This is a genomic window from Mycobacterium sp. IDUB_19 (assembly GCF_055419445.1).
This window is the reverse complement of record NZ_JBVAXR010000010.1, coordinates 98973-110375: the sequence shown is the minus strand read 5'-3', so window position 1 is coordinate 110375 and position 11403 is coordinate 98973. Positions and strand designations below refer to the sequence as shown.

Annotated in this window: 11 protein-coding genes and 1 pseudogene; 5 read left to right on the top strand and 7 right to left on the bottom strand. The window is 67.0% G+C overall.

Translation table 11 applies throughout. The annotated features are described in order from the left end of the window. Window positions 1–48 precede the first annotated feature (48 nt). Window positions 49–1119, top strand: a complete 1071-nt coding sequence (locus tag ACZY0B_RS11105) for a potassium channel family protein (RefSeq protein ID WP_463764147.1) — start codon at window positions 49–51, stop codon at window positions 1117–1119. A gap of 57 nt (window positions 1120–1176) precedes the next feature. Then, the gene (gene nudC, locus ACZY0B_RS11100; protein ID WP_463764146.1) at window positions 1177–2100 is read left to right on the top strand and encodes an NAD(+) diphosphatase; all 924 of its coding nucleotides are present in this window, start codon (window positions 1177–1179) and stop codon (window positions 2098–2100) included. Window positions 2101–2104: 4 nt separating this feature from the next. Here nudC and ACZY0B_RS11095 read toward each other — a convergent pair whose 3' ends face one another. After that, a complete protein-coding gene (locus tag ACZY0B_RS11095; RefSeq protein ID WP_463764190.1) occupies window positions 2105–2692 on the bottom strand; it encodes a sensor domain-containing protein in 588 nt (195 codons plus the stop codon). 130 nt (window positions 2693–2822) lie between these two features. Next, window positions 2823–3077: a mycoredoxin Mrx1 gene (mrx1, locus tag ACZY0B_RS11090; RefSeq protein WP_463764145.1), complete on the bottom strand. Its 255-nt coding sequence runs from the start codon at window positions 3075–3077 to the stop codon at window positions 2823–2825. A gap of 116 nt (window positions 3078–3193) precedes the next feature. On the opposite strand from mrx1, the gene ACZY0B_RS11085 reads away from it, so the two are divergent. The 3 genes from ACZY0B_RS11085 to ACZY0B_RS11075 all read left to right on the top strand — a co-directional run bounded on the left by ACZY0B_RS11085 (window position 3194) and on the right by ACZY0B_RS11075 (window position 5966). Then, complete coding sequence (locus ACZY0B_RS11085) at window positions 3194–5290, top strand: ATP-dependent DNA helicase UvrD2 (RefSeq protein ID WP_463764144.1); 2097 nt, start codon at window positions 3194–3196, stop codon at window positions 5288–5290. A gap of 120 nt (window positions 5291–5410) precedes the next feature. Continuing rightward, window positions 5411–5563: a hypothetical protein gene (locus tag ACZY0B_RS11080; RefSeq protein ID WP_463764143.1), complete on the top strand. Its 153-nt coding sequence runs from the start codon at window positions 5411–5413 to the stop codon at window positions 5561–5563. A gap of 133 nt (window positions 5564–5696) precedes the next feature. Continuing rightward, window positions 5697–5966 (top strand): WhiB family transcriptional regulator, encoded by a 270-nt coding sequence (locus ACZY0B_RS11075; RefSeq protein ID WP_463764141.1) that lies wholly within the window; start codon window positions 5697–5699, stop codon window positions 5964–5966. Here ACZY0B_RS11075 and ACZY0B_RS11070 read toward each other — a convergent pair. The 5 genes and pseudogenes from ACZY0B_RS11070 to ACZY0B_RS11050 all read right to left on the bottom strand — a co-directional run bounded on the left by ACZY0B_RS11070 (window position 5963) and on the right by ACZY0B_RS11050 (window position 11348). Then, window positions 5963–7306, bottom strand: a complete 1344-nt coding sequence (locus tag ACZY0B_RS11070; protein WP_463764140.1) for a macrolide-binding ATPase MABP-1 — start codon at window positions 7304–7306, stop codon at window positions 5963–5965. The genes ACZY0B_RS11075 and ACZY0B_RS11070 overlap by 4 nt on opposite strands. Window positions 7307–7408: 102 nt before the next feature. Next, window positions 7409–8269 carry a cyclodehydratase gene (locus tag ACZY0B_RS11065; RefSeq protein WP_463764139.1) on the bottom strand — a complete coding sequence of 287 codons (861 nt, stop codon included), beginning with the start codon at window positions 8267–8269 and terminating at the stop codon, window positions 7409–7411. 86 nt (window positions 8270–8355) lie between these two features. Next, window positions 8356–9606, bottom strand: a complete 1251-nt coding sequence (locus ACZY0B_RS11060) for a PPE family protein (protein WP_463764138.1) — start codon at window positions 9604–9606, stop codon at window positions 8356–8358. Window positions 9607–9754: 148 nt separating this feature from the next. Next, window positions 9755–9970: pseudogene (locus tag ACZY0B_RS11055) on the bottom strand (cyclodehydratase); the annotation flags it as partial. Between the two features lie 154 nt (window positions 9971–10124). Next, on the bottom strand, window positions 10125–11348 hold the full coding sequence (locus tag ACZY0B_RS11050) for a PPE family protein (RefSeq protein ID WP_463764137.1): 1224 nt from the start codon (window positions 11346–11348) through the stop codon (window positions 10125–10127). Between the last annotated feature and the right edge of the window lie 55 nt (window positions 11349–11403).

The window sequence follows — 11403 nt, the reverse complement described above, 5'->3', positions numbered from 1 at the left end:
GAGTCGTGGGTGCGGCGTGCGGTGGTGTTTTCCCGATGACGGGCCGCTGTGGCCGAGGGTAGGTTGCGACAGCTGAGGGGTCTCGACGAGACACTGACCGCCCAGCCCGGACATCTGCTGGTCGGCGTGCTGCGCATCCCCGAAGACCACGGCAGCCCGGGTCGTGTCATCACCCGCAGGCTGGTCATTGCGCTGGTGCTGTTGCTCGCCGCCGCCGTCACCGTGTACCTGGACCGCACCGGCTATCGCGACGTGCGCGGCGAACCGCTGACCTTCCTGGACTGCCTCTACTTCTCGGCCGTGTCGCTCTCGACGACCGGATACGGCGACATCACGCCGTATAGCGAAGTGGCGCGGCTGGTCAACACCGTGGTCTTCACGCCGTTGCGGATCGCGTTCCTGGTGGTGTTGGTCGGCACCACGCTCGAGCTGCTCTCCGAGCGGTCCCGGCAAGGATGGAAGATCCAGCGTTGGAGGAACAGAGTGCGCAACCACACCGTCGTGATCGGCTACGGCACCAAGGGCAAACGGGCCGTGGCAGCCATTGTCAGCGATGAGGCTGCCCAAGGCGAGATCGTCGTCGTCGACACCGATCGCGGCGCTCTCGAGCATGCCGCGACGGCCGGTCTGGTCACCGTGCACGGCGACGCCACCAAATCCGACGTGCTGCGGCTGGCCGGGGCCCAGCACGCATCGTCGATCATCGTCGCCACCAACCGCGACGACACCGCCGTGCTGGTGACCCTGACGGCGCGAGAGATCGCGCCCAAGGCCAAAATCGTGGCGGCCATCCGGGAAGCCGAGAATTCGCACCTGCTGCAGCAATCGGGCGCGGACTCGGTGGTGGTCTCCTCGGAGACCGCCGGACGGCTCCTCGGCCTTGCCACCACCACGCCCAGCGTCGTGGAGATGATCGAGGACCTGCTGACTCCGGACGCCGGCCTGGCCATCGCCGAACGCGAAGTGGAGCAGAGCGAAGTCGGCGGATCCCCGCGACATCTGCGCGACATCGTGCTCGGCGTGGTGCGCGACGGACACCTGATTCGCATCGGCGCACCCGAAGTAGACGCGATCGAGGCCACCGACCGGCTGCTCTACATCCGAGACGCGGGGCACTAGTGGCGATCGCAAGCGCGGCGAAGCCGGGCGCCGCGGGTCGGCACCGGGAGGCATAGCGTGGACTTTCAGCTGCGGAGCATTCCGTTGCTCTCGCGCGTCGGCGCCGACCGGGCCGATCAATTGCGCACCGATGTCGATGCGGCCACCGTCGGATGGGCGGATGCGGCGCTGCTGCGGGTGGATTCGCGCAACCAGGTGCTGGTCGCCAACGGCCGCGTAGTACTCGGCTCGGCAGCCGAACTGGGCGATAAACCACCGAAGGACGCGGTGTTCCTCGGCCGCATCGAGAACGGCCGGCACGTCTGGGCCGCCCGGGGAGCGCTGCAAGCACCCGAGGACGCGGGAGTTCAGGCCGAAGTGGTGAACCTGCGCAGTCTCGGCCCGATCTTCGACGACACCAGCAGCCAACTCGTGTCGTCGGCCGTCGCACTGCTGAATTGGCATGAGAGAGCACGGTTTAGCGCAGTAGACGGCTCCCCGACGAAGCCGGCCCGGGCGGGCTGGTCTCGCGTCAACCCGGTCACCGGACACGAGGAGTTCCCGCGCATCGACCCGGCGGTCATCTGTCTGGTGCACGACGGCGGCGACCGTGCGGTGCTGGCCCGCCAGGCGGTGTGGCCCGAGCGAATGTTCTCGCTGCTGGCCGGATTCGTCGAAGCCGGTGAGTCTTTCGAGGTCTGCGTGGTCCGGGAGATCCGTGAGGAAATCGGTCTCACCGTGCGCGACGTTCGTTACCTGGGCAGCCAGCCGTGGCCTTTCCCGCGTTCGCTGATGGTCGGCTTTCATGCCCTGGGTGACCCCGACGAGGCCTTCTCGTTCAACGACGGTGAGATCGTCGAGGCGGCCTGGTTCACTCGCGACGAGGTGCGCGCGGCGCTAGACGCCGGTGATTGGAGCAGTTCCACGGATTCGAAACTGCTTCTGCCCGGTTCGATTTCGATCGCGCGGGTCATTATCGAATCCTGGGCAGCGCTCGACTGAGACGTTAACCGACGTGATCGGTGATGATCTGCAAGACGGAGTTCGCGATCTGATCCGCCGAGTCAAGACCCACCACGCCGACCGACACGATCACCGACGATTTGATGCGGTACAGATGGCTCCACTGGTGCGCGCCGATGCTCAGCGTCGATGGATCCGGTTTGTCGAGGGTGAAGGCGTAGTTGGGATCATGCAGATCAAAGCACCCCTGCAGCGACGTCGCCAGCTCACGGAATGCGCCCTGCGCCGCATCGGAGTTCGCATATCGCGCCACCGCCTGAGTAACTCCGTTGATCATGGCCCGGCCCAGCGGCTCTATGTCGTCGGTGACGCCGTGATAGCCGGCACTGCGAAACTCGGTCCAATTGCTACCGAAGGTGAGCTCGTTGTGTCCCACCACCCCGCACGGGCCGGGGGCAGAGGCGTCCGACGGCACGGGTTTATGCAAGTTGGCCTCGGGGTGCGGGGCGAGATCGTCCGCTTTGGCGATTCGCCGGACATCGTCGAGCCCGACGATCATGTCGTCGATACGTGTGACGGTGCTGGGCGCCTTGGCCGGTGTGCTCGAATGCGAGCAACCCGACATCAGCATCACCGCGCAGCAAGCCCAAGCGCATAGCGCCCTACGAATTGCGCCGCTTTTTTGCCACCGCAAATTCGACGCCATGGTAGGTATCGTAAAGCGCTCGAGACGCATCGTTCAGGGTCAAATTTTGCCGCTCTTAGCCGGCGACCTGCGCCAGCTTCGCTTTTACGTCGGCCGCACTCGGGTTGGTCAGTGTCGATCCGTCGGCAAATTTCACCGTCGGCACCGTCCGGTTGCCGCCGTTGACCGAACCCACGAATTCCGCGGCCGCCGAGTCGTGTTCGATGTCGACCGTTTCGTAGGGGATTCCGTTGGACTTCAGCACAGTCATGAGCCGGTGGCAGTAACCACACCATGACGTCGTGTAGACGGTAATCGGAGCGTTGCTCATAACTCGATAACGTAGCCCGGCCGCGATGCGTTCCGGACCCGGGGAGCCAGCCCCGCGCTAGGTTCGGGCGTGGCGAAACACCCGGTTTGTCGGCGACCGCTGCCAAGATGGACGGCATGCCGATGGTCGCTGACCCACTGACCGCCGGACTGGACGACGAACAGCGCGAAGCCGTGCTGGCGCCGCGCGGACCAGTTTGTGTGCTTGCGGGAGCCGGAACGGGCAAGACCCGCACCATCACCCACCGCATTGCCCAGCTGGTGGCCAGTGGTCATGTCGCCGCCGGACAGGTGCTTGCGGTCACGTTCACCCAGCGCGCGGCGGGGGAGATGCGCTCCCGATTGCGGACGTTGGACGCCGCCGCGCAGTCCGGATCGGGCGTCGCCGCCGTGCAGGCCCTGACCTTTCACTCGGCCGCACACCGTCAGTTGCGGTATTTCTGGCCGCGGGTGGTCGGTGACACCGGCTGGCAACTACTGGACACCAAGTTCGCCGTCGTGGCCAGGGCGGCCAGTCGCATCAGGCTCAATGTCAGCACCGACGACGTGCGCGACCTGGCCGGCGAGATCGAGTGGGCTAAAGCATCGCTGATCAGCCCCGAGGCGTACCCGGGTGCGGTGGCCGGCGCGGGCCGCGACATCCCACTGGACGCCGCCAAGATCGCCGACGTCTATACCGCCTACGAGGCCCTCAAGGTCCGCGACGAATCGGTGACGCTGCTCGACTTCGACGACCTGCTGCTGCACACGGCGGCCGCGATCGAGAACGACGTCGCGGTCGCCGAGGAATTCCGCGACCGCTACCGCTGCTTCGTCGTCGACGAGTACCAGGACGTCACCCCGCTGCAGCAGCGGGTGCTGTCGGCATGGCTGGGGGATCGAGACGACCTGACGGTCGTCGGCGACGCCAACCAGACCATCTACTCGTTCACCGGGGCCTCACCGCGCTTCCTGCTCGACTTCTCGCGGCAGTTTCCGGACGCCACGGTGGTGCGCCTGGAGCGCGACTACCGCTCCACCCCGCAGGTCGTCTCGCTGGCCAACCAGGTGATCGCCGCGGCACGCGGCCGGGTCGCCGGCAGCAAGCTGCAACTGTCCGGCCAGCGTGTGCCGGGTCCGGTCCCGACGTTTCACGAGCATCCCGACGAAACCGTCGAGGCGGCCGCGGTGGCGAAGGCGATCGCCGGGCTGATCGAATCCGGCACCGCGCCATCAGAGATCGCGGTGCTCTACCGCGTCAATGCGCAGTCCGAGATCTACGAGGAAGCCCTGACCGAGGCCGGCATCGCCTACCAGCTTCGCGGCGGCGAGGGCTTCTTCAACCGCCAGGAGATCAAGCAGGCGATGGTGGCCCTGCGTCGCGCCGCCGAGCGCGACGCCGAGGGCCCGTTGCCCGAGGTGGTGCGCGCGGTCCTGGAACCGCTGGGACTGACGGCCTCCGAACCCGTCGGCACGCGTGCCCGGGAGCGTTGGGAGGCGCTGACCGCATTGGCCGAGTTGGTGGACGACGAGGTGGCGCAGCGTCCGCAGCTGGAACTTCCTGCTCTGGTGGCCGAGCTGCGGATCCGGGCCGATGCGCGGCACCCACCGGTGGTGCAGGGCGTCACGCTGGCGTCGCTGCACGCCGCCAAGGGGCTGGAATGGGATGCGGTGTTCCTGGTCGGATTGGCCGACGGCACCCTGCCCATCTCGCACGCATTGGCGCACGGCGCCGAGAGCGAGCCGGTTGAGGAAGAGCGTCGCCTGCTCTACGTCGGAATCACAAGGGCCCGAGTGCATTTGGCGCTCAGCTGGGCGCTGTCGCGCAGCCCGGGCGGTCGGCAGAGCCGCAAGCCGTCGCGGTTTCTCAACGGTATTGCGCCACAGACGCGGGCCGACTCGGCGCCGGGTAAATCTCGGCGCAAACAAGGCGCGACCCGCTGCCGGATCTGCAACAAGAACCTGACGACGCCGGCGGCCGTCATGCTGCGGCGTTGTGAGACGTGTGCAGCCGACATCGATGAGCAGTTGTTGTTGCGGCTCAAGGAGTGGCGCCTGGACGTCGCCAAGGAGCAGAAGGTGCCCGCGTATGTCGTGTTCACCGACAACACGCTGATCGCGATCGCCGAACTGCTGCCCGACGACGAAGCGGCCCTGATCGCGATCCCGGGTATCGGCGCACGCAAACTCGAGCAGTACGGGCCGGACGTATTGGAGCTGGTTCGCGGCCGCTAGGGCCAAACGCGCAGGTCAGAAAATCGGTTGTCAGCGCCGTCGGCTAACATTTATTCTCGGATACGCATTCCGCCGCCGGCTGCAGGCCGGCGCATGTCTAGGTGAGAGGAGGTGGCCACGATGATCAACGACGTGTTCGAGGTAGTAGTGGCCGGCGCGGTGCTGACCGCGGGGACCTCCCACGCCGCCCACGCCGCCGCTACGCCAGCGGCCGCGGTCAAGCATCGCGCCGCCGCCACGACTGACGCGTCCGTGGATTGGGGTCTTACCTAACTACCCCGTTTACACCACATGGCCACGGACCCGAAGTCACAAGGATCCGTGGCCATAGTTTTGGGTCGGCAGCCCGCAACCTGGTCCGGATCACCGAAAAAGGACACCCAACCAGGAAGCAGGTGAGCAGGACATGTCGGCACTGACAGTCCCCAGACAGCCGCAGCCGGTGTTGCCATGTCACACCGGCGATCCCGACCTATGGTTCGCCGAGACCCCGGCCGAACTCGATCGCGCCAAGACACTCTGCACGGATTGCCCAGTCCGGCGGCAATGCCTGACGGCCGCGCTGGACCGTGCCGAACCGTGGGGTGTCTGGGGCGGCGAGATATTCGAGCGAGGCTCGGTCGTGAGCTACAAACGTCCGCGCGGACGCCCCCGAAAAGGTGCGGTCGCCGCCTAGATAGCCGCTGTGTCGGGCTCGGCGAAGCCGGGGATCAGCTCTTCGGACAGCGCCCTGATCGGCACGTGGGCGTCCAACTGGCACAGGATCGCGGCCACCGACATGATCACCCGCATCGGGATGACCAGCTTGGGTGGCAGGTCCATCTGCCGGGCCGTCCGGATCTGCGACACCGACCGATCAATCTCGATGGTGGACATCTTCTGCAGCCATTTGCGCGTGTAGTGGAAGACCTCGACCTCGACCGGTTCGACGTACTGGCGCAGCATGTCGTCGATGTCGCGCACCGACACCTGTTGGCCTTTCTGGATGAAACCGGCCTTCTCCATCGTCGGCAATAGCAGGTCGTAGTTCTTCTCGCGGGCCAACCGAATCGTCATCCCGAGCTCGATCGGAAAACCACCAGGCATGGGCGCGACCGCACCGAAGTCGATGACGGCCATCCGACCGTCGGGCAACAGCATGAAATTGCCCGGGTGCGCGTCGCCGTGCAGCATCTGCAGTCGGCGCGGCGCGTCGAAGGTGAGCTCGAGGAGCCGGGTGCCGATCAGGTCCCGTTGTTCGGGGGTCCCATCGCGGATGATCTCGGCCATCGGCACGCCCTGAATCCATTCCTGGACTACCACTTTGGGAGCGCTGGCCACCACGCGCGGCACCGCGAAGTGTGGGTTGTCGTGATACGCCTTGGCGAATGCGCGCTGGTTGTCGGCCTCCAGCCGGTAGTCGAGCTCCATCTCGGTGCGCTCGATCAGTTCGTCGACCACGCCTTTGACGTCGGCGCCGGGTGCGAGCTGTCTGGCCACTCCGACCAACCGCTGCATGGTCTTGAGGTCGGCCCGCAGTGCCTCGTCGGCGCCCGGGTACTGGATCTTGACAGCCACCTCGCGACCGTCGGACCACTCCGCCTTGTGCACCTGGCCGATGCTGGCCGAGGCCACCGGGGTGTCGTCGAACGAGCTGAACCGGTCGCGCCACTTGGTGCCCAGCTGCGCGTCGAGCACCCGGTGCACCTTGTCGGCGGGCAGCGGCGGGGCGTCCTTCTGCAGCTTTGTCAGCGCTTCGCGGTAGGGCTCGCCGAACTCCTCGGGAATGGCGGCTTCCAGCACCGACAAGGCCTGGCCGACCTTCATCGCCCCGCCCTTGAGCTCGCCAAGCACGGTGAACAGCTGGTTGGCGGCCTTCTCCAATAATTCGGCCTGGACGTCGTCTTTTGACTTACCAGTCAGCCGCTTACCGAAGCCCAGCGCCGACCGCGCGGCAAAGCCGACCGGGATGGTGGCCAGCTTCGCATTGCGCGCCGCCCGGCCCCGCTTGATGTCTGCCACACACCCATCATCCATGACGCCGCGCCGGTGCCGGGGTTGATCTAGGCAACAGTGCGGTGAGAGCGCGACCGAGGGTCACATCGAGCCGGGGTTTGGCGGCCACTCGGGTAGTGCGCGTCAACACGGACACAGCGGATGCCTGGTCCACTGCCGCGTGACAATCGCGCCGGCGTTGAGGTCGAACTCCAGGGTGGCGTTCAGCGCCTGGGGCGGCTCGGCGTCGGGCCCCGCATCGTGCCCGCGCACCGCGGCGATCACCCGATTCACCTGGCTGAGCGCCAGTGCCGCGGTAGCCAGCAGAGTGGCTCGATCGGCCACCCCGACGGTCTCGCGCAACTGGGCAGCGACCGCCGGCCATGCGGCGTCGCGGTCGCTGCGGTGTAAGTCGGCGCAGCCCAGGCAGCTGGTGACCCCGGGGATGACCAGTGGCCCCACCAGCCCGGTGCCGTCTCGCACCCGAACCGCCAGGTGCGCGACACCCTGGCTGTGCAGGTCGCGCACTGTGCGCGGGTCGGCGATCAGGTAGTCGGCCAACACCACCAGATCCACCGCCGCGCGCGACACCGTGGCATGCGGCTGGCTGCTGTGCGCGATGCGAGCGCCCGAGCAGCGCAGCGATTCGACGAGCAGGTCCGAGAGCGGTCCGCGACCGTGCACCCGGATCGACGCCGCCCGGCCACCGGATTGCCGGTGCCCGCGGGTCGCCACGCCCGCGGTGACCAGCTTCGTGACGAGGTGCCTCAGGCCGTCGGTGTCGGTCAATCCGCGTTCGACGGCTTGGTGCTGCAGCTCGGTGATCGGCAGGGGTGATCGCATCGAACGCAGCAGCGCCGCCAGCGCCGCGGCGCCCAGGCCGCGCGGTGGACGGACCAGCACCGCCCGGCGGGGATCCCAGCCCACTTGTACGGCGCCGTCAGGGCGCAGTAGCACCGGCATGGCCGGGTCCAGCACATACAGAGGAGACGCGGTCGGCGGCATGAGTCCAGACTGTGCCACGACCGGGGCCACCACCCCGTTCAGTTATCCACAGCACCGCCGTCTGAACCGGGGGTAGCGGCGAAACCTTAGCCGGCCGCCCCCGCCGTTACGTTGGCAGCGAGGTCAGCCCCGGATACGCTGCGAGCCAATTCCAGAAGCCCATCCACGCTGAGCTGAGGTTGGATTCCTGCGGTTCCCGCCAGGCCTGGTGAGCTGCTCGTCGCGGCTGCTGCACCCAACCCGCCGGGGACGCTGGGGACGATGGGGACGACTGGGGTGACGACGGTAGGGCCGGTAATGACGGCGCCGCTGTTGATAGCAGTGACAAGGCCGGCGGCGTTTTCGGTGACCATAGCGCCGCCGCCGCCGGCGGTAATGGCGCCGCCGGGGACGGTGACAGTCGCCCCAACAATGGTGGGGGAATCGTACGTGAAGCTGCCGCTCACGAAGGCGCCGGTTCCGGTTTGAAAAGTAATCAAATAAGTAGTGTTGCCGGAAAGGGCGAAAGGGATTCCGTTGAGGATGCCGGTCGCTCCGGTGTTGCCGGTAGTGATTTCGACACCGCTGGTGAAGGTGACGGGGTAACCGCTGCCGACGGTGACGGTCGCGCCTACGTTGACGGTGGCGCCGCCGGATGCCACGTTGACGGTGCCGCCGGCCGGGATAGCGGGGTCGACGCCGGCGGTGGCGGAGTTGACGGTATGCATTGTGGTGTTGGTCGACGCCTGCTGCACTAACGATTGGGTGCGGGCGCTGGTGGTGTTGCCCGCGTTCTGGGCCATCGCGCGAGTCTGAGCGCCTTGCCCGTCCTCGTTGGTCGTGCGGGGCGGCTCGTTTTGGGGAGTCAGTGTGCTCGCAACCTCGGAGTCCGCGGCGTAGGTGTACATGGCGGTGGCGTCTTGGACCCACATCTGCATGTACTGGGCTTCGGTGGCGGCGATGGCCGGGGTGTTTTGCCCGAAGAAGTTGGTGGCGATCAGCGCCATCAACAGTGTCCGGTTGGCCACGATGACCGGCGGGGGCACCGTCATCGCAAACGCCGCCTCATAGGCCGCGGCCGCCGCATACGCCTGGGCGGAGGTTCGTCCGGCCTGGGCAGCGCTGGCCTGCAGCCACACCACATACGGTGCGGCGGCCGCTGCCATCCGCATGGACGACGGCCCGAACCACAGCTGCCCGGCTAGGCCCGAGATTTCTGAGGAGTAGCCGGCGGCAGCGGATTCGAGCTGGGCGGCGATCGCGTCCCAGCTTGCTGCGGCCGCCAGCATCGGCCCCGCTCCTGGCCCCGAATACATCCGCGCGGAGTTGATCTCCGGCATCAGCAACCCATAATCCACGGCGGGATCCTCCAGATTGAGCACACGTCAGTAAGGAGATTAAACGCCGGTTGCGTAACGTTTTCGCAACATCTAGCTGAAAGTCCACTCGGAACCAGGCCTTCTCGGCCCTTGCCGCGGTTACCGGTGGTTCCGGTTAGTGCCAGCTCAGGCAGCTCGTCACCCTAGGTATGACCAGCGGCCCCGCCAGTCCGGTGCCGTCGCGCACCCGGACCGCCAGATGCGGAACGCGCTGGCTGTGCAGGTCGCGCACCAGACGCGGGTCGGCGACCAGGTAGTCGGCCAGCACCACCAAATCCACTGCGGTGCGGGAGATCGCGGCGTGCGGCTGGCTGCTGTGCGCTATCCGGGCACTCGAGCAGCGTGTCTATCCGCGCCGTATGTGGCGTGCGACCTTCTGCCTTCCGCGTCATGCTGCGAATCGCGAGCAGCAGTCCGAGTTCGGAGTCGATCTCCTCGATATCACGCACGTTTGAAGCGTAGGGGCCAGGCCCGGTTCGATCATCGAGCCGGGGTACTTAACCGGCTGCCACCGTCACGTCAGCAACGAGGTCAGCGCCGGATGCGGTGCGAGCCAATTCCAGAAGCCCATCCACGTCAAGCTGGGGTTGAATCCCTGCGGTCCCCGCCAGACCTGGTGAGCTGCTCAGCGCGGTTGCCGCGGGCGCCGCCGCCAACCCGCTAGACGCGCTCGGGACGACGGGGACGACGGGGACGACGACAGGCCCGGTAATGACGGCGCCGGTGTTGATAGCAGTCACTGCGCCGGCGGCGTTGAGGGTGACGTTGACGCCGCTCCCAACGGCGGTCACGGCGCCGCCGGGAACGGTGAAAGCGCCACCGATAGCGGTAAAGGTGCCGCTAGTAATCGTGCCGCTGGAGAAAAATGTATTGCCGCCGGCAGGTAGGTTAAGGCCGACTCCGAAGATGATCACGTGCAGCGGGGTGAGGGCGTTCACCGAGGCGCCAGAGGTGAAGGTGATGGGGTAGCCGTTGCTGGCGGTAGCGGTGACGCCTAAGTCGAGGGCGGCGCCGGGTGCCACATTGGCGGTGCTGCCCGCTGGCAGGGGCGGGTCGACGCCAGCGGCGGTGGTGGAGTTGACGGTATGCGCGGTGGTGTTGGTCGAGGCGAGTTGCACCACGGATTGGGTGCGGGCGCTGGTGGCGTTGCCCGCGGACTGGGCTACCGCGCGGGCCTGATCACCCTGCCCGGCCTGGTCGGTGGTCTGCGGTGGCTCGTTATACGGGGTTAGAGTGCTCGCGGTCGAGGCAGCAGCGGCATAGCCATACATGGCGGTAGCGTCTTGCGCCCACATCGCCAGGTACTGGGCTTCGGTCGCGGCGATGGCCGCGGTGTTCTGGCCGAAGAAGTTGGTCGCGATCAGCGCCATCAACAGTGACCGGTTGGCCAAGATGACCGGTGGGGGCACCGTCATCGCGAACGCCACCTCGTAGGCGGCGGCCGCCGCGTAGGCCTGGGCGGAGGTTTGCGCGGCCTGGGCGGCGCCGGCGTTCAGCCACGCGATATATGGCGCCGCCGCGCCAGACATCGCCATCGACGACGGCCCGAACCAGGCCAGTCCGGTCAGGTCGGAGATTTGCGAAGAGTAGTCCGCCGCAGCGGATTCCAGCTGGGCGGCGATCGCGTCCCAGGCCGCCGCAGCCGCCAGCATCGGCCCCGATCCGGGGCCGGCATACATGCGACCGGAGTTGACCTCCGGCGTCAGCAACCCATAATCCATAGCCGTTTCGCCCCATTTGGCGTGAGCGCAGTAGTGAGAATCCTCACTACGCTAA